This is a genomic window from Candidatus Accumulibacter phosphatis, assembly GCF_012939955.1.
In the GTDB taxonomy this organism is placed as follows: Bacteria; Pseudomonadota; Gammaproteobacteria; order Burkholderiales; family Rhodocyclaceae; genus Accumulibacter; species Accumulibacter delftensis.
Window position 1 is genome coordinate 90,934 of record NZ_SPMY01000025.1, and the last position, 19,345, is coordinate 110,278.

The 19,345-nt window shown below is 64.7% G+C and carries 11 protein-coding genes; 7 read left to right on the forward strand and 4 right to left on the reverse strand.

Translation table 11 applies throughout. The features are described 5' to 3' along the window. Positions 1–26: 26 nt before the first annotated feature. The 4 genes from E4Q23_RS09760 to E4Q23_RS09770 form a co-directional block, all read right to left on the reverse strand. Positions 27–4,574: a tetratricopeptide repeat protein gene (locus E4Q23_RS09760; RefSeq protein WP_336511655.1), complete on the reverse strand. Its 4,548-nt coding sequence runs from the start codon at positions 4,572–4,574 to the stop codon at positions 27–29. Between the two features lie 86 nt (positions 4,575–4,660). After that, positions 4,661–4,789 (reverse strand): hypothetical protein, encoded by a 129-nt coding sequence (locus E4Q23_RS24560; protein ID WP_272873658.1) that lies wholly within the window; start codon positions 4,787–4,789, stop codon positions 4,661–4,663. A gap of 496 nt (positions 4,790–5,285) precedes the next feature. Further along, the gene (locus E4Q23_RS09765) at positions 5,286–5,867 is read right to left on the reverse strand and encodes a DUF2272 domain-containing protein (protein WP_336511656.1); all 582 of its coding nucleotides are present in this window, start codon (positions 5,865–5,867) and stop codon (positions 5,286–5,288) included. A 324-nt stretch (positions 5,868–6,191) separates the two neighbouring features. After that, positions 6,192–6,482 carry an IS4 family transposase gene (locus E4Q23_RS09770; protein WP_169066544.1) on the reverse strand — a complete coding sequence of 97 codons (291 nt, stop codon included), beginning with the start codon at positions 6,480–6,482 and terminating at the stop codon, positions 6,192–6,194. A gap of 415 nt (positions 6,483–6,897) precedes the next feature. Here E4Q23_RS09770 and E4Q23_RS09775 point away from each other — a divergent pair, with 415 nt between their 5' ends. The 7 genes from E4Q23_RS09775 (at position 6,898) to E4Q23_RS09805 (ending at position 19,340) form a co-directional block, all read left to right on the forward strand. Continuing rightward, on the forward strand, positions 6,898–8,532 hold the full coding sequence (locus tag E4Q23_RS09775; protein WP_169066463.1) for a rhomboid family intramembrane serine protease: 1,635 nt from the start codon (positions 6,898–6,900) through the stop codon (positions 8,530–8,532). Positions 8,533–8,601: 69 nt separating this feature from the next. After that, positions 8,602–12,252: a hypothetical protein gene (locus E4Q23_RS09780; protein ID WP_169066464.1), complete on the forward strand. Its 3,651-nt coding sequence runs from the start codon at positions 8,602–8,604 to the stop codon at positions 12,250–12,252. 261 nt (positions 12,253–12,513) lie between these two features. Next, complete coding sequence (locus E4Q23_RS09785) at positions 12,514–15,324, forward strand: bifunctional glycoside hydrolase 114/ polysaccharide deacetylase family protein (RefSeq protein ID WP_169066465.1); 2,811 nt, start codon at positions 12,514–12,516, stop codon at positions 15,322–15,324. Then, positions 15,257–15,892, forward strand: a complete 636-nt coding sequence (locus E4Q23_RS09790) for a hypothetical protein (RefSeq protein WP_211203705.1) — start codon at positions 15,257–15,259, stop codon at positions 15,890–15,892. The genes E4Q23_RS09785 and E4Q23_RS09790 overlap by 68 nt, the downstream gene beginning before the upstream one ends. A 76-nt stretch (positions 15,893–15,968) precedes the next feature. Continuing rightward, entirely contained in the window at positions 15,969–16,739 is a 771-nt protein-coding gene (locus tag E4Q23_RS09795; RefSeq protein ID WP_169066467.1) for a hypothetical protein, read from the forward strand. Next, positions 16,694–18,709 (forward strand): tetratricopeptide repeat protein, encoded by a 2,016-nt coding sequence (locus E4Q23_RS09800; RefSeq protein WP_169066468.1) that lies wholly within the window; start codon positions 16,694–16,696, stop codon positions 18,707–18,709. The genes E4Q23_RS09795 and E4Q23_RS09800 overlap by 46 nt, the downstream gene beginning before the upstream one ends. Continuing rightward, the gene (locus E4Q23_RS09805; RefSeq protein ID WP_169066469.1) at positions 18,681–19,340 is read left to right on the forward strand and encodes a hypothetical protein; all 660 of its coding nucleotides are present in this window, start codon (positions 18,681–18,683) and stop codon (positions 19,338–19,340) included. The genes E4Q23_RS09800 and E4Q23_RS09805 overlap by 29 nt, the downstream gene beginning before the upstream one ends. Positions 19,341–19,345: the final 5 nt, after the last annotated feature.

Consider the following 19,345-nt stretch of genomic DNA (forward strand, 5'->3'; position numbering starts at 1 on the left):
AAGAAAGAAGGGCCAGGGGCAGAGCCTCAGAGAGCCGCCTTTTCGAGGGTCTCGATCAGGAACAGGATCTCTGCGGCCATGGAGTAGTGCAGTTCCGGGGCGTCGGCGAGGCTGCGGTCGCGGCTGCCGGCAGTGATGGCTTGCAGGGCGTGGATGAAGGGGAGGAGCCAAGCGGCGCCAGGCTCTGCCGCGACTTGCTGGAGGAGCGACGCGGCGGAGGCCGGGTCGCCAGCGAGCAGAGGCTGGGAGGCGGCGAGGGCGATGCGGCCCTCGCCGTCGTGGTTCTCGCCGCCGTCGCGGCGGTAGGCGAGGTAGCAGGCAATGGCTTTGCTCCTGGCCCCAGCGGCGGCATCGAGATCGCCGGCGTCGGTCTCGATATCGGCGAGTATGGCCCAGGTTGTCCAGGGCGAAGCTGCGTGACCGAACGGCGCCTTGCATTCGATCGCCCGGCGGATTTCCTGCCGCGCTTCGGCATGACGGCGGAGCTTGCGGAGCGTGTCGCCGAGGTTGCTCTTCACACGGCCTTCGTTCGCCAAGTTCCCAATGTCGCAGTATCTCTCCGCCGCCTGCCGGTAGAACGCCACGGCTTCCTCCGGGCGGTCGAGTGCGTCGTTATACAAGTTCCCCAGTTGCAGGAGCGTGGCCGCCTGCCCGGCGACATTGCCGAGCTGTACGTTAATCGCGAGCGACTTCCGGTAGGCCTCCTCGGCGGCCTCCGGCTGGCCGGCACTTTTATAAGCAATACCGGTCTGATGCCAGATCCCCGCGACGGTACCCGGCTCGCCCAGCTGCGTGAATCGCTTGCGGGCGTCTTCATAAGCTTTCAGCGCCTCCGGGTAGCGGCCTTGGAGCAAGCGGACCGCCCCTAGCTGGCCCTTACCGACGGCGACCTGCCGATCAGCGGTAAGCTCCTCGGCGCGGCGGATGGCCTCGTCGTAGGCTGCAGCGGCCTCGTCGAGCCGGCCCAGATCGCGAAGACAGCCGCCTTGTTCCGCGAAGCAGTCGGACGCCATCTCTTCCGCGCCTTCCCCGGGGCGCTCCTTGGCGAAGCTTTCGAAGCGCCGCCGGGCCTCGTCCAGCAGCGGACCGGCGCGCTCCGGCCCACCGCTTGTCCGCCACGCGCTGGCCAGCACGGAGCAAGCCATCGCCAGATCGTAATCGGCAGCAGGATAGCACTGCTCGCCCGCGTCCCGAGCGCGCTGCAGCAAGCGCTGCGCGCCAGCCAAGGCCTCGCGCAACTGCCCGCTGTAAAGCTGCTGGTCGATTCGCGTCCGCGTTGCCTCAAATTGCGCGTGGCTCCAACCCTCATCCAGCGCCGCTGTGGCGGCGTCGCGAACCTGCCCCACCCGCTCCAGCAGGCGCGGCTTGCCGAGCCGGCACAGCAGGCTGTAGAGCGAGGTCGCCAGATCGATCGTCGCTTCCGCATCCGCCGCGCGCCACACCCGATCGAGCAGCGCAAAGAGGTTTGGCAACTCCAGCAACGTCAGCGTCGCCGCGACTTCGGAATTCTGGTTCTGCTGCTGCTCAAGGAAGCGCACATACTTGCGCATCCCCTCGATCCAGCGAGCCGTCAACTCCTCGCGCTCCGTCTCGTCCAGGCAGCTACGCAGGTAGGGGCAAAGCGCGGGATTGAGACCGAGATGCTTGAAACGGTTCGGCGTCGCCAGCCCGGTCGCGACCAGTTCGCCGGCCAGTGCGGCGACATCGGCCTGCTCCCAATGCATCATCACGCGTAGGGCGTCGAGGTCGACCCCGCCATGAAACACCCCGAGCACACGCGCCCGTTCGCGATTGTCCGGCGACAGGCGGCGAAGCGAGAGCTCGACGCTGGCGAAGAGCGATTGTTCCCGGGCATTGGGGTGATCCACCGGGAAGCGCCGCGCCATCTGCGCCATCAGCTCGACGAGCGATTTGCGGCTGGCTTCGACGCCGCGGTCGCGCAGCGCCGGGGCCAGGAGCGCCAGGGTGCGCGCGTGGCAGTGGACGGCGTCGACCAGGCGATCGATCTCCTCGCGGGCGGCGTCGCTGGAAGCGCCGGCATCGCCGCCGGCGGCGTTCAGCGCCCGCTCGACGAGCTTCACCGCGTCGTCGCGATCCAGGCGATTCAGCTCGCGCCGCTGGCGCTGGGCGTCGAAGGGCGCCGGCAGCGCCTCGCGGCTGGTGAAGATCAGCCGCGTAGCGCCGACCGGCAGCAGCCGCTCGCAGAGCGCGAGCAGCGTCTTCAGCTCCTCGCCCGCCTCCTGCGAGAGTGCTTCGGGTGTCTCGCTGGCGATGAACGGCGGCAGCAGGACGCTCTCCATGTTGTCGAGCAGCAGCAGGGTCGGCTGCTCGCGCAGTGCGCGCGCTATCTCCTGCTCGGCTTTTCCGAGGTCGCCGCCACAGTCGGCCTGGGTCGAGAACGCCTTCTTGAGCAGTTGCCCGCCGAGCTGGTCGATCACCGACTCGGCGAGGTTCTTCTCCAGCCCTTCCACACAGACGAAGGCCGCGCGGCGCATCTGTTGCGAGCGCACCAGCCAGCGCGCGAACTCGGCGGCGAGCGCCGTCTTGCCTTCACCGCCCTGACCGCGCAGCACGGCGTAGCGGGCGCCGCCGTCGGGCCCCAACAGGCGTTGCAGGGCGAGCAGCTCACGGCTGCGGCCGACGAAGCCGGTCTCGGGTTCCTTCGGCAAGGCACCGAGGCGGGTGGCGAGCGCGCTCCGAAAATCGGCCAGCGTCTGGCTGGCGGGCGCGCTCCTGAAGAGCTGCGGGTCGTCCTTTTCCTGGAACAGGACGGGGACGAACCAGTCGTCGAGGCGCAGCTCGCCGACGCCGAAGATGCGCCCGCGGAAGCTGTCGTCCTTGAGCCGGCGCTGGCCTTCGAGCATGGCGTCACCGACGCGCCTGCCGGCGGCCAGCGCCTGGTAGAAAGCGGCAACGAAGCGGCGCGCGGTGTCGACGAGCACGCTGTGGCTCATCGCCACCACCGACCCGACGCCGACCTTGAGCAGCTCGGAGGCCACCGACTCGGACGCCTGCCCGGCCTGCGCGCTCTGGCAGGCTTCGAGGAAGACGAGCGGAATGCGGTGGTCGCGCAGCAGCGAACCCAGCTCGTCGGTGAACACGGTGCTGTGCCGGCGCTCGTCGAGCTTGCCGCTGTCCTCGGGCCGCTCGAAGCACAGGCCACCGAGGCCGAGGCTGCGGTCGTAGACGCCGTGGCCATCGAAGTGCACGACGTGGTAGGGCTTTTTCTCGCCATGCGCGCGCTCCAGCTCGGCGCGTAGCGCCGGCAGCGTCGGCGGGCTGAGCAGCCGGAGCTGGACCAGGCCGGGCAGCGCTTCCATGGCTTCGACCAGCGGCAGCGCGCTGGCACGATGATCGATGTAGCCGCAGGCGTCGTCTTCCGGCCGCGCGCTGACCAGCAGGATGCGGATCGGCGTGGCCACCACCGCCACCCCGTGGTCCCGGGTATTCGGCAGGCGACGGCGGACGCGCGTCGGTCTGGCGCCCTGGAAGAGGTAGGCGTGGCCATCGTGCAGCAGCTCCCACGGCAGGCCGAGCAGCAGCGTCGCGGCTTCGCGTGCGCTGGCGACTTCGGCGTCGGGCGCGCCGGCCTCCGGCGTGCTGTCGACCCATACCGAGAAACGACGCCCGCAGCGGTCGCCGATCTTCGCCCAGGCCTGCATGACCTGCGCGCTATGGGCGACGGGAATCGCCGCCTGGTGCAGGCGCTGCCCCCACTCGGCGAGTTGCTCCTCGACCCGGCGCGCGCGCTCCTGGAAGTAGTGGCTGGGCCAGACGGCGTATTTCTCCAGATACCAGCGCAATTCCTCGGCCTCGATCGGCCCCATCGGCGCGACCAGCCGCCAGCTCTGCGCGCAGCCGACCTCGCGCTGGCCGACCGTGGCCGGCTCATAGACCAGGCGGGCGCGGGCGGAGGCACGGCGGACGCCGTCGCTCTCCTGGAACTTCAGGTCGCTCAGTTCGAGGACGAGTTCCTCCAGCGGCTCGGCCCTGGGTTGCGGCGTGGCAGCGACGTCGGCCGGCAGGCGCCGGCCCAGGGCGACGAGGATCGCGTCCATCACGGCGGCGATGCCAGCGGCGTCGCCAGCGTCGCTGCTGACGGGGATGTAGATCGGCTCCTCATCGAAAAACATTTCCAGCACGCCGAGTTGAGTGCCGTCGAGCGACAGCGGGATGACCGGGAAGCGGTGCTTGCCGCCGTCGTCCTTGCCACGCTGTTTCTGCACCTCCAGCGCGCGGCGCAGCTCCTTGCCGACCCATTTCGACTGCAGGGCGTCGTTGCTGATCAGCACGGCGTAGGCCGACGCGCCGTCGATCGCCTGTTCTATTTCCGACCACAGCGGGTCGCCGCCGCGCAGCTCGCGCGAATCGATCCATCCTGGCTGGTCTTGGTCGGCAAGCGCGGCACGTAGCTCGCGGACGAAGGCGTCGTCGCGGGAGCTGTGGGAGATGAAGAGTTTGCTCATGGTCGGTCGGCTCATCGGCTGCGGCTCATAGTCTGGAGGGCGGGCGCCCCCTCTCCCCCGGCCCCTCCCCGACGAGGGTGGAGGGGAGGGGCGCCTTGGTCGGCACATTCTATTCCATCGTGGTGACAATGCTTTCTTGCCGGGAGGGTCTTGTTCGGAGAGGGGCGGGTGCTGGCCCGGGTGGCACCCTGGCGCTAGGCGCCTGCGCGGGGCGGGTCGGCGGTGGCCAGCGTGCCATCGGCTTCGTTCGAGGACGCGGCGGCCTGCGTTGGCCGCAGCGCTTGCTGCACCGCGCGCAGGGTCTTTACTTTTGCCCAAGGCACGGGGAAAGACCTGACCCCATAAGTGGGAGCGCCGCGATGCGCGCGACGTCATACAAGGTTCGCGGCAGGACTCGCGCGAAGCCAAGCGGGACTGCAGGGCCGACAATGAAAAAAGCAATTCCGAATGCCGGCAGGACAAGCGGAGAACCAAACACGAAGGTCGTGAGGAGTCACGCGACGTCAGAGCGGGCAAACCGACTACGCCACAATAGTCCCCTGACACAACAAGTTAGCCAAGGGTGACCCTACTTTGAAGGCAATAGCCTACCCCGCCTGACCTTGGTGTTTCGATGTCCGCAAGCCAAGTCTCCAGTCGATCCGGATACGGCACGATCGTGTCCCTAACGATCATGTCAGTCGAGATACACCGGATGATGAAAGTCATGACCGTCCGTTCGCTTCCCCCGGCCCTTCTCCCGCAGGGGGAGAAGGGAGGTTCGTGAGTCGCATACGCGACTTTCACATTAACACCAGGGGCTGACATGAGTGCGCAGTTTCAATCCAGGCGATTTTCGACAATCAAAACCCATGGCCTTGCACGTGTAAATTGCACGTAGCCATCGGGGGATAAGGTCAATATCGTTTTGGAAACGGAATTTCGGACATTTCCGCCAATGGCGTGCACGGTTTGACCGTTGGTTTCCACGACAATATCGCAATGCATCCGCCATGAGTAGAGTGAATCCTCAATTTCCTCGGTCACTTCTGGAGGCCTGATTTTACCCCGGGTAGCACAGATCAAGTCTCCTGGTTTAGGCTTGTATTGATAAATGGTATGGGGTATCCATGCCGCATATGGATTGTCGGCGTTGGCAATAAAATGATTTAGATAAAAGCGGTGGGCGCTGCTCGATGGAAACATGTCGTTCGGTACGCCTGCCGCCTGCATAATCCAACTGATGAACGCGGCGGACCAAGGCTGCTTGCAATCGTAACCCGATATCCGGGACTTGCCGACTGCGCGCCAATACTGGTTGATCCGGTCGCTGTGGCTATCGTCGTCATCTTCCCAAATTCCCACATGGGGAATACTCTCCTCCTCACCGTCAATCACGACTATCTGCTGGCCGAAGTACACCCATTCCGCCTTCGCAGCCTCCACGATCCTGTTTTGCCGGAACCCCAAAGAATGTGCTCCAGAATAATCGACTTGCGGTTCGGTCTCCTGTGCCTTTGGCTGTTTTTCTGGCTGCCCAGGGATCTTTGGTGTCGAGCCGCAAGCGACCAAAAAAAATAGTCAAGGCGATAAGCAGAGGTTTGGTTATCAACGTCGTATCTCCGTCGAAACTTGGATGCCGAAAAAAAATCTTGGTAGGCCTTGTAGCGACCTCGTCCTATAACTATAACCGAATGCTTGATAAAACGACCATCCAGGGTGTCAACGCATCCCGTTATACACGACTCACATGACATGACGGATCTCGCGCATATGCTCTACGCCGGAGACGAAATCACGCCAGCGCTGGATGCTGAGCCAGAGGGATTTGACGTCGGGTTCGCCGTCGCCCTTGCGGGCGAGGAATCCGCCGAGTTGTGCGATCAGGTGGATGACCTCGCGAATTCTCGGCACCTTCGTCGGTGGCTTCTTCTTGTTGAGGATAAAGGCGCCGGCCCATTCGGTTTCGGAGAAGAACAGATCGGCAGACCACTGCGGGCGGATGCGTCCCAGGCGGATCAGGCGGGCAAGGTGCAGCGGAAGCTAACGTCCGCTTCGTTGGCAGCGTCACATGCAGCGCTTTCCATGCCAGCCTTGGCGACCGACGATAAGGGATGTGTCGCCCCGCGGCTTTACAGCGCTGCAGCCGGACGCGTAGTATCCAACGGCCGCAGCCTATCGGCATGGCATCCCATTTACCGACTTGTGGAAGATTCTGCGAACCATGCCCGACCATAGCTGGACGTGCCCTGCCTGTCACAGTGCCAATGCCGTCGCCACTGAAGCGTGCCGCGAGTGTGGCGCCCCCGCGGCGACTGCGCCGGAGCCCGGTGATCCATCGTCTGCCGATCGCGGCGACTTGCCTGCTGCGGGCGACTTGTCGCCCGCGGGGCAGGTGAGTGGCCAGAGTGGCCAACCAAGCGAGACCTTTTTCGCGTCCCGCGAAAGCCCTTTGGCCAAGGCGAGGATCTACGTCTTTGCCGGCCTTGCCGCGGGTTTTGCCATGGTCATTGTGAAACAGGGCGGCTTTTCGACTGACCTGCTCCTTACTCTGCCGATCCTGCTCCTCTTCGCCTTACCCGTCTGGCTCCATTTCCGCAACCAACTCAGATTTGGCCAAGCCATGGTCATCCTCAGTGATGAGGCGATCGAGGCGCCAAATCTCGCCGCAACGGAAAAGACACTCCGCTGGGCCGACGTTGACGCCATCGCGCTCGATCTCAAGCAGCTCACCCCGGTTCTCGCATTCCACCTCAAGGAGCTTGACGGGTTTCGCAGCAGCAGGAAGTCGTGGTCGGGAAACAATCCATCGAAGCCCACCCTGGGATTGTCCGCTTTCTCGCCGGCCGATCAGGAACGCCTTCTCGACGCGGTCAGACGTCGCCACCGTCGGGCGCTGGGCGGGATCGCTCCCGAGCCGGGGGCAACGGGCAACGAACTACGGGAGAGGCGCGAGTTCCAGGAGCGCATCAAGGCGCTTCAGCCCTACACCTGGGCGACGCACGCGCTGATCGCTGCCAACATCCTGATCTGGCTGGTGACCCTGCTCTATGGCGCCGAGTTCTCGCGAACGGCGGCAGAGAACCTCCTCCTTTTTGGCGGCAACGCCGCTTCCGAAGTTCAGAAGGGAGAATGGTGGCGGCTGCTGAGCGCCATCTTCCTCCATGGTAGTCTTCTCCACCTGGCGATGAACATGCTCGGGCTGTACACGGCCGGCATGATCGTCGAGCGGATCTACGGTCCACGGCTCTTGCTGATCATCTACCTTGGTTCGGGGCTGCTCGGTAGCGCTTTGAGCCTGCATTTCGCGGCACAGCAGGCGGTATCGGTCGGTGCTTCGGGGGCGGTTTTCGGCGTCGCCGGGGCTCTGCTGGCGGCGCTATTCCAGCATCGCGACAAACTGCCGGGCTCCTTCAGCAAGCAGACGCAGGCCGGCATCGGCTTGTTTGTTCTCTATTCGCTCGTGCAGGGCTTCGGGCAAAGCGGCATCGACAACGCGGCGCACGTGGGAGGCCTGCTGGCCGGCTGTCTCGCTGCCTTCGTTTTGCCCGAGCGCTTCGACCTGGATCACTACCGAAGAGTGTTCGCCAGCCGAGCCATCGCCGCGCTGGCCATTCTAGGTCTGGCGACGGTGGGCCTCGCGGCCATGGCTCCGTTGGCGACAGTCGATCCGGGACGGATCCTTGCCGGTTCACAGTTGCCGTTGTTGGAGCGTGCAGTTAGCCGTTTTGACAGCGGCTTGAGGTCGATCGCTTACGACCAGGATGAAGTCAAGGCGGGCAGGCTTTCGGAACGGGAAGCGGACGAACGCAGCCGGTCCGTTCATGCGCCGATTTTCCGGGGCATCAGCGACGATTTATCGCAAGTGGTTCTCCGTCCTGGTGATCCACGAGTGCCCTTGGTTCAGGACATGCGGCGCATGTCTGAACTGCTCACCGAGTCGCTGGCGATGGAGTCGGTGCTCGACGAAGCCTCCGGAAAGCTCGAACCGGCGAACCCGGCGCGAATGGCGGAGATGGAGAGCGAACTGGTGGCGCCTGGTGAGCGGGTGACGAAAGCGATCCAGGCGCTGGCGGCGAAGAAATGAGCTGACTTCCGCCAGCGGGCGCCTGCTCTGGGGCGGGCCGTGTTTACTGAGCTGAGGATGGAGGAGGCGATGGTTCGCAGCAGTGCAGGACTGGGCAAGTGGGCGCTAAGGGCATTCGCCTTCGTTGCCGTGGCCGAGATTTTCTACCTGGTAGCGGGGAACCTGCTGCTCAACGCCGGTTTTCTGCCGCAGCTGCTGAACCGCGACCCCGATCGTTTGCGCATCGAATGGACTTCCGCATGGACCTTCCTGCCGGGCCATCTGCGTGTCACGGGCTTGACGCTAAGCGGTCGGACAGCCGAACAGGAATGGTGGTTTTCGCTGGGCCAGGGGGAAGCACGCCTGGCCCTGGGCAGTCTGTTCTTCAAGACCGTACGCCTTGAAGGCGTCGAGGCGGACAAGGTGACGGCAGGGGCGCGCGATCGGCTGGCGCGGGCCTCGGGGTCGGCAGCAAGGCCCGCTTCCGTTGCCGACCCGGCTGCCGGTGGTGTGCCGACGGCCACTGCTGATCCGCAAGCGGATGCGGCGCCGCCGAGCGTGCCACCGCCAGAAGCGGAAGTTGCGCCAGCGGCGGGGGCGCCGTTGGCCCCGACAGCGCCGGAAGCCGCGCCGGCCAGCGAATGGTCGGGCTGGAGCATCGCTGTTGGCGATGCAGACATCGCACAGATCGAGGTGCTCGAAGTCAAGGGCTACCGTTTCGGCGGGCAGGCGCGGCTGCGGCTGGAGGATTTCAGTTACCGTCTCGATGGGCCCGTGGCCATGGCGCGTGGCAGGCTTCAACTTGACTCGGGCAATCTCCGGCGCGATTCCGAGCTGCAGGCCGGCGACTTGCTGGCCGCCGAGCTGCAGGGCGATGTCGACATCCGGCTCGACGAGTTGGTCGCCGCGGAAAACCCGGGCGCCGCAGCGGCCCGGTTTCTTTCCGGTCGCGTTGCCGTGAGCGGCGATCTGGCCTCATTTGCTTTCATCGACGCCTACCTCAGCGACAGCCAATGGCTGCAGCTGGATGGCAGTGGTCGCCTGCAGGCGAGCCTCCAGATCGAACAGGGTCGCTTGCTGGAGGGCAGCGAACTATCGATCGAATCGCCGGACTTGACCCTGGTTCTGGATGAGCGCCTCGCCTCGGGTGGGCGTGGAGAGCGTCACCTGATCCAGGGGGCGGGCCGGGTGCACGCTGATGTGCGGCTTGAGGAGGGCAGGGGGCAAACGCAGCTGCAGGTGGAGTTGCGTGCGGTGGCCATGCGCAGGCTGCCGGGAAACGAGCTTTTTCTGCAAGCCGAGGGCTTTCACCTTGGCTTGATCGCCGCGCCCATCAATTTGAGCGAAAGCCCAGGCGAGCCGGCGGTGTCCATGCAGTGGCGGCAGGCGGTGATGCCCGATATTGCCCTCTTGAACAGCTATCTGCCCGGCGGGCTTCCTTTCCGCCTGGTTTCGGGGCAGGCGCGGCTGAATGGCGAGCTGGCCTATGCCGGGCGGGCGCTCTCCGGGAGCTTTGAGCTGGCGGGGGAGAAAATCTCCGGAATCGTTCGTGACAAGCCCGTGCTCGGGAGCCTCGCCGTCGATCTGCTGCTCAAAGAGCTTGATTTCGAAAACCGGCGCCTCGATCTTTCCGGCTCCCGTATCCGCATGCAGGCCGCCGAGCAAAGGGCGGCCGGAAGGGCCGGCCCGGCCACTTTGCAGACTGAGCTCAAACTGGTGCAGCTGCAGCTGGCATCGGAGTTGTCGCTAGCCGAACTCAGGGACTTTTCCGGGCAGCCGCCGCTCAGCGGCGAAGTCAAGCTGGAGGGAACGGTGGCCAACATCGATTTCCTCAACGCCTTCCTGGCGCCGCGTCACGCCATCGAGTTCGCTGGCGGTGGCCGCCTGCAGGCGGAGCTGCGCCTGAATGACGGGCAGCTGGCCTCTCCCAGTCGCCTGACGGTCGAATCGGAGCGACTGCTCGGCCGCTTTTCCGGCTTTGAGCTTAGCGGTGCGGGTGGCGTCGTCGCCGAGATTCAAACGCTGGCCGGCGCGGCGACGATGCGCATGGAGATGGGTTTGCGGGCCATGCAGCTACGCCAGCTGAAAGGGGGCGCCATTTTTCTGCGCGGCAAGGGCATACAGCTGACCGCGACAGGTCCGCTGCCCGCTGCTGGCAAGATGCGCGTCGAGCCGACGGCCGTGCTGAGCTGGCAGGATGCGCTGATGCCTGACGTTGCGCTGCTGAACAGCTACCTGCCGGGGAAACCGCCATTCAGCCTGAGCTCTGGCGCTGCCCGTTCGAGTGGCCGCCTCAAATACGCCGGCCGGAAATTGTCGGGCAGCGTCAAGCTGGCCGGCGAGCAGATCGCCGGCACCCTGTTCGGGGAATCGGTGGTCGGACAGCTTGGTGTCGACCTGGTGATCAAAAAGGCCGATCCGGCGAGCGGGCTCCTGGACCTCTCGGGGAGCAGCGTACAGATGCAGGCGGCGGCAGCGGCGGCATCGAGCGACGGGGTGGCGCCGCTGCAGACCCGCATCAACGTCAAGGAATTACGCCTGCAATCCAAACCGCCAACGGGCAAGGCGGCCCGCTCAGGGCAGCCATCTCCGCCCAGCGGAGTGGTGAAGCTGGAGGGGTCGGTGGCCAATATCGCTTTCCTCAACAGCTTCCTTCCCGGTGATCAGGGGCTGGAATTCTCTGGCGATGCGCGCATGAGCGCGGATCTGCGGCTTGCCGAAGGGAAGGTCGCACCCGGCAGCAGTCTGACCGCCGAGTCGGAGCATCTGGTCAGCCGTTTTCTTGATTTCGAGGCCAGCGGCAGCGGCGTGTTGCAGGCCGCCATGCAGGGTACTTCGGGAGCGCCGGAGGGAAAGCTGGAGGTGGCTCTGAAAAGCTTCGGGCTGCGCCGGCTGGACGACAAGGCGGCCTATGTCAGCGGGCGCGACTTTCAGATCACGACCGTCGGCAAACGCTTCGATGCCAAACAGGGGCTGCGTGAGCTGGAGACGGTGGTCACTCTGGGGGCTGCCGAAATACCGGACATTTCCATCTACAACAATTATTTGCCCAAAGAGAGCGGCGTCTCGATCGGCTCCGGAAAAGCAAGTCTGGCGGCAGACTTCAGGCTGAGCGGCGTTACCGGCAGCGCCAAGCTGGAGATGCAGGCCCGCGGCGTCGAGGTGCACGTCAAGGAGCAGACCATCAAGGGAGACCTGCGCATCAGTACCCGCCTCTCGGCAGGGAATCTGGAGAAGATGAGCTTCGATGCCGCGGGCACACAGCTGCGCATCGATAACGGCTCCCTGGAAAGCGAAGGGGCGGCGCAGGACAAGCTGTGGTGGGGACAGATCGACATCGAGCGCGGACGCATGACCTGGAAACGGCCACTGAAACTGGACGCGGAGATCAGCCTGCGCCTGCGTGACAGCGGTTTGCTCGTGCATCTGTTCGTAAAACAGACCAAAGAGAAGCCGTGGTTGAACGACTTGCTGACCATCAGGGACGTCAGCGGTCGCAGTGAAATTCGCCTCAACGACCGTGCCATCGTCCTCAGCAATACCCGGTTGAGCGGTGAAAAGCTGCTGGTGCTGGCCAACCTGCAGCTGAATGACGAGAAAATGCGGGGTGGCCTCTATGCCAGCTACGGGATCCTGGGTGCAGGCATCGAACTCAAGGGCGATGAGCGCAGCTGGAAACTGTTCAATCCCCGGGCATGGTATGACGCTTATTCCGCAGCCTTCTCGGCCAGGCAGCCTTGATGTAAAAGCGGTAACCACCGCAGACCAAGCACGGTTTTGGCCGCCTATGACTCAAAACGAACCTTCAGAGGCTGCGTTGGCGCGCTTGGGTTACGGCGTAAGGGGCTGGCCATCGATCAACAGCGGCGGCCAACAAAAACCGACCCACCATGAGCGACTACATTAGAATGCCTTCGCCTCTGCTTTCGGGGGATTCACTGTCTCTATATTCAGGAAGGCTTTATCGAGACGCGGCATGATGGCCATTGGTGGCGAGCGGCGATGCGTGAGTATGTAAGTAAAACAAATGCTTGTACTGCTTGCCTTGGGTGGCTGCTGCGTCGTTGCGCGCTTTCTGCGTGCCTGTTCGGGTGGCTGGCTTGCGCACAAGCGGCATCCCCGTCCGTCGCGCTGCACTATGGTGCCGACGCGCCGCTGGAAGAACTCAAGGCCTTTGATATCGTCGTCGTCGAAGCGGATCACGGTTTTGACCCGCAGCGCTACAAGAAGCCCTATAGCGAACTGTATGCCTACATCGCCATTGGCGAAGTACAGCCCTCGCGCGCCTATGCCGCGGCGATTCCGGCCAAGCACCTGCTGACCACCAATACCGACTGGGGGTCGAAGGTCATTGACCTGAGCTGGCCGGAACTGCCGACTTTCGTTGCCGAGGCCATCGTCGGCCCGCTCTGGGAAAAAGGCTACCGCGGCTTTTTCCTCGACACGCTTGATTCCTACCGCCTGGCCAGCGGGATCGACGAAGCAGCGCAACAAAAAGGGCTGATTGCCGTCATCGACACCCTGCACCAGCGCTTCCCGGGTATTCGCCTGATTCTCAACCGTGGTTTCGAGATCGTGCCGGCCGTCCGCGACAAGATCAGCATGGTCGCCGCCGAATCTCTCTTCCGGGGCTGGAACGCGGCTGCGCGCCGCTACGTGGAAGTGCCCGCCAGTGACCGCGAGTGGCTGCTCGGCCAGTTGCGTCGCGTGCGTGACGAGTTCGGCGTCCCGGTGCTGGCCATCGACTACCTGCCGCCCCAGGCACGTGGCCAGATGCGCGAAACGGCGGCGCGCATTCGTGCCCTCGGCATCGAGCCCTGGGTCACCGACGGGCAGGTCAGCACGCTCGGCATCGGGCGCCGGGAAATCGTGCCACGACGCATCCTGATGCTCTACGACGGCAGCCCCGGAGAGCTCTTGATCCATCATCCGGCACTGCGCTTTGGCGCCATGCCGATCCAGCACATGGGCTATGCGATCGACTTCCACGACTTGCGCAAGCCGCTGCCTGCCGGCCCGCTGGCGGCGCGCTACGCCGGCATCGTGAGCTGGGCCGAAGCGCCGCTGGCGCACGGCCGCCAGGTGGCAGACTGGCTGCAGAAACAGATCGAGCAGGGCCTGCGAGTCGCCATCTTCGGCAGCTTTCCCTTTGCTGCAGAAGGCCGCCTGGCGCAGCGCCTGGGTCTGAAATCCGTGGCGGGATCGGGGACTGCCGGCCGCCTGACGGTGCTCAGCCAGGACGCGATGATCGGTTTCGAGGCCGCCCCGCAAGCCGACCGTCGCCAGCTGACTCCCTTGCAATTGGCTGACAGCCAGGGCCGCTCCCTGCTGCAACTGGCTGACGCTCGGGGGCAAACGTTCGATGCTGCCGCACTGACCCGCTGGGGAGGTTATGTCCTTGATCCCTTCGCTGCTATCGACTTGCCCAACACCGAGCAATCACGCTGGATCATCGACCCCTTTGCCTTCCTGCAGCAGGCGCTGGCCCTGCCCGCGCTGCCCCTGCCGGATACCACGACCGAGAACGGCCGTCGCCTGATGTTCATCCACATCGACGGTGACGGTTATCCTTCACGCGCCGCGTTGCCGGGCACACCATTGGCCGGCGAAGCACTGCTGACGCAAGTGCTGCAACGCTACCGGCTGCCGACGACGATGTCGGTGATCGAAGGCGAGGTCGCCCCGGGCGGGCTGTACCCGGCCCTCTCCGCCGAAATGGAGGCAATCGCGCGGCGCACTTTTGCGCTGCCCTACATCGAGATTGCCAGCCACAGTCTTTCGCACCCTTTTGACTGGAATCGCGCCGAGCAGGTGGCGCCGAAGGGAAAGGATGAAGAGAGCTACCATCTCGAGATTCCCGGCTACACGATGAATCTGGAGAGGGAAATCGTCGGTTCGGTCGACTACATCCGCAAGAATCTTGCGCCGCCCGGGAAAGCGGTTCAAATCATGCTCTGGAGCGGTGATGCCGCACCCCAGGCGCAGGCTTTGCGCATTGCCGAAAACGCCGGGCTGCTGAACATGAATGGCGGCAATACCATCATCACCCGCTCCTTCCCGAGCCTGACCGCCGTTTCTCCGCTCGGTTATGCGCTCGACGGCATCTTCCAGACCTTCGCCCCGGTGATGAACGAGAACGTTTACACCAATCTTTGGCGCGGCCCGTTCTACGGCTTCGAGCGGGTCATCGAGACTTTCCAGATGACCGAATCGCCGCGCCGACTGAAGCCGATCGATATCTACTATCACACCTTCTCGGCCAGCAAGCGGGCGTCGCTGAATGCGCTGTACAAGGTCTACGACTGGTCGCTGGCACAGTCGCCCAACCTGATCCACGCCTCCGACTTCATCCGCAAGGCCCTGGATTTCGAGACCATGGTCCTGGCCCGGGACGAGGGCGGCTGGCGCATCCGCGGCAACGGCGAGTTGCGTACGCTGCGCGCGCCGCTGAGCATGGGTTATCCGGACCGCGCCGCGTCCGGCGGGGTTGCCGGCTATCGCGCCGGCGAGGAGGGCAACTACATTCACCTGGCCAGTGGCGACACCTGGCTGCGTTTTGCTGCCAGCCAGTCCGGCGCCGTTTATCTTGCCGATGCCAACGCCCGCCTGACTGACTGGCAGCCGCAAGGGGCAGGCCTGCGCTTCGCGCTCAAGGGGCATCAGGCGATCGAGTTTTCGCTGGCCAACGCCAGCCACTGCAGCGTGCTCGCCAATGGGCGCCCACTGCGGCCGCGGAAGAGCTCCGGTGGCGTTCAATCCTTCCGTGTCGGCGATGCTGCTGCAACGATCGAAACTCGCTGCCGCGAGCGTTGAGCGCCCGCGCCTGGCGCCGCCGTGGTCGATCACGCTGCTTGGCGTGCTCGTGCTGGGCGTGCTGGTGGCCATCTATCCGCACAAGGCACTGGTCAATCGCATCATCGAAGCGCCGCCGAATGCCGTCACCGAAGCCTATCTGGTCAATCTGCTGCGCACCGATCCCGGCAATCCACAACTCGGCCTCATGCTCGCCCGCCACCGCCTGAGCAGCAGCCTCTATGAGCAGCTGGAGCAAACGCTGGCCAGGCTGCTCCAGTCACCCGACAAGGAAGTTCGCCTGGAAGCCAGCTGGCTGAGATGGCGCGCAGCGGAGCAACGCTTTTCCCGCCTGCAGCCGGGGACAGCGCAATACACGGACAACAAGGCGCGACTGCGTGCCTGGCTGCACACTCTGGCGGTCCTCGACTGGCCCGAGCACATGACGATCGAGATTGCCCGGCGGGCTTTCCTATTCGGTGATGCCGAGCTTGGCATCGAATTGTTTCAGCGCCTCTCGGGCAGCGCTGCGGGGCGTTCTGCCGACTGGTATGCAGAGGCCGCACAGGTAGCCCTGGCGGGGGGGTGAATATTTTGCGGCGGGCAAGTTCTTCCTGATCGCGGCGCGGCGTAGCAGTGAGCCCGCCGAACAAAACCGTTTGTTCATGGATGGCATGCTTGCGCTCCAGTCCGGCGGCCAGGTGCAGGAGGCGCTGGCCCTGCTTGAAGAAGAGCTGGCGCTAAGGCCGTCCCTGGGTGAAAGCAGGCAGGTGCTGGAACTGCTGGTGCACTTTGCCGGCGATTCCCGGCTGGGCATCGAGTTGCTGCAGCGCATCTCGGTAAGCGGGCAGGGACGTTCGACCGACTGGCACGCCGCCGCCGCAGCCGCAGCCCTGGCGGGCGGCGAATACCTCGCCGCCGGCAAGTTTTTCCTGAGCGCAGCGCGGCGCAGCAATGAGCCCGCCGAACAACGCCGTTTCTTCCTTGATGCCATGCTCGTGCTGCAATCCGGCGACCAGGTGAAGGAGGCGCTGGCGCTCGCTGAAGAGGCGCTGGTCGTGATGCCGCCGCTGGCTGAAAGCACTCGCGTTCTGGAGCTGCTGGTGCGCTTTGCGCGCTCGGTCAGGCGCCCGGATCTGGCCGACAAATATGCCCGCAAGCTCCTCCGCCTGTCGCTGCTGCGACAGTTGAAACAGGAGCAGCTGGCACAGGCCTATGCTATCCGTTGGCAAACCGTCGGCGAAAAGAGCGGCCCGCAACTGCCCTTCGACGACGGCATCTACACCCTCGGCTTCGAAGCTTTCCTCGACAACCGCAAGCTCGAGGATGCCTGGCAGGTAGCCGCCTCCGCGGTGCGCCAGCGCCCGACAATCTGCTCTGGCGCGAGCGCTTGGCGCGCGTTTCCGAATGGACCGGGCGCCCGGCGATGGCGCTGACCCACTGGCTGTATCTGGCGCGCGCCAAGGCCAGCGATGAAGCCTGGCAGGCCATCCTGCGGCTGGCGCCCGGGCTGTTCGACGACCAGGCCTTGCTGCTCGCGCTCGAACATCAGCTGCGCCAGAAACCCGGCGATCGGGCGCTGGTCGTGGAACTGGTGGCGACCTTCGAACGTCTGGGCCAGCCCAGGGAGGCGATGCGCTTTCTCGAGCAGGAATACCGCCGGCACAAACAGCCGCAACTGCTGCTCGGCATGGCCGAACTGGCCGAACGGATGGGGGAAGATGAACAGGCGCTGGCGCTCTGGCAAAGCTTCATGGCCACAAACGCTTTGACAGCGGCGCAGTCGGTCCACGTGGCGACGCTTTACCTGCTACGCGGCGAGCAGGCCAGCGCACTGGCGATTCTTGAAAGCGTTGCCGCTACCGATGCTGCCGATGCTGCGGCTGCTGGCGGTGCCGGCTATTGGCGCTTGCGCGCCAGCCTCGCCGCACAGCTCGGTGACGACAAGAAGGCCGCCGCCGCCTATCGCCAGCTGCTGGCTGGCAAAGAAGCGCTGGCCGTCGATCACGCGAATCTGGCCGGACTTCTGCTTGACGAGTACGCGCTCGAAGCCGCGCGCGTCAGCAGTGACGGCTGGTTACGCTTCCGGGACTCGCAGCTGCTGCTGCAGGCGCTCGGCCTCTATGCGACGGCGGCGCGCTGGCCGGAGATGGGCAAACTGATCAGCAGCCTGTCCGCCGAAGAATCCGCCCAGCTTCGCCAACAGGCCAGCTTCCTCCGTCTTTCCGCCCAGTACCTGATGGCGACCGGTCAGCGCCGTCTCGCGCTGGCCGACCTGGATGCCGCCTTTGCGCTGGCAGCGGACAACGCGGACGTGCAGCAGGCGTTGCTCTGGCTGCTCATCGAAAGCGGTGAAGGAAAGCGCCTGCGCAACCTCATGGCCGCCCACGAACGCCATTGGCAGCCTGATCCGGCGATGCACGATGTGCTGGCTGCCGCCAATCTCGCACTGTCGCTTCCCGACGTTGCGCTGCGCCGCTACCTGACTCCCCGGCTCGCCGCCCACCGTGACGACTTCCTGTGGCTCATGAACTATGCCGATGCGCTTGAGCAGAATCAGGATGTGGATCGTGCCTGGCGCCTGCGCAAGCAATTGTTGCTTGATGACAGGATGCACCAGCGGCAGCAGCTCGCTGGCGAACAGTTGCCACGTGCGATGGCAGCGCTGCGCCAGGCGGTGCGCACAAGACTACGGATGCTGGCCGAGCCCGGTGACCCGGCCTATGCCATGCTGCGCGAAATGCTCAGGCTGGATCGTTCTGCCGAGGGCGAGTTGTCGCCGTCAGCGCGCGATGTTGCTTTCGGCTGGCTGCTCGAAGCGGAGCAGTTCGACGCGGCGCGTGGCTGGCTCTGGCAACAGTATGCAAAAACGGCGGCACGGCCACTATGGGGAGAAATGCGCCTCGCCCTGGAGTCCGGCGACCGGGCGCTGGCCGGCGAGTTGCTGGATGAGTTTGCGCCACTCATTCCACGCTACGACCGCATCGCGGGCGCACGCCTGGCCGGCGACCTGCGGCTGGCCCAGAGCGAAGCCTTCGACGCGCAAACCGAGTTGCCGGCAGATGACCCGCTCCACCAGCAGCTGAGCGAGGCACTACTCGCCCACTCGCAGCAGCTGGGTGGCCGTGTCTGGCAGAACGATATCGGCTCGGTTGATGAACGAAACACCGGTGTCAGCGCCCACATCGCCCTCTCGCCACGCCTGTCGATGGATTTCGTGGCCGGGAAAATCGTGCGCCACAACCTGGATCCCGCAAGCATGGGGGAAACACCGGATGAGACCGACTACAGCGCGCGCATGGCTTGGCTGCACAAGGAAGGCAAAACGAAGCTACAGCGTTGCCGAGCACAACAGTTTCGCGAAGTACCATCCCCTGTTGATCGAGCACGAGCAGAATCTGGGTAATCGGCTGACGACCTCCTTGGCGCTCGGTCACGAGCAGCCGGCCAACGAGTCGACCGCGCTGCGCGTCGGTGGCATGAGGGATTTGGCCTCGCTATCGCTGGCCTACCAACTGACCCGCTTCGACCGCTTCACGCTTGAACGCAGCTATGATCGTTTCCATGCCCAGACCGGTGCCGCGGTGGGCAGCGGCAATGTCTGGCAATTCGAGTACGGCCATGCCTTGCGCAGCGAGCGCCGCAGCCTGGAGGCCAGCGCCTTCTGGTCGCAGCACCGCTACAGCCAGAAATCCTACGTCAACGACCCGCAACTGGCGCCGCTCTTCCCGGCGGGGGAGTATAGCCCGTGGAGCGTTGGCGCCTTCTTCGTTCCGACCGGATTCGAATTCAAGGGAATCCGCCTGTCGACGGACCGGAATTTCGAAGAAGACTACACCCGTGCCTGGCGCCCCTATGCCAGCGTTGCCCGCACCTGGCACAGTGACGAAGGGCCGGGCTACGACCTGGCCACCGGCATTGCCGGCAGTGTCTTCGGTGCCGATCATCTCCATTTCGGCTGGCGCCTGAGCCGCGGTGGCGCCAACACCGACGGACTGGTGCGAGAATTCGGCCTCAACTATCGCCTGCACTTCTAGAAAGA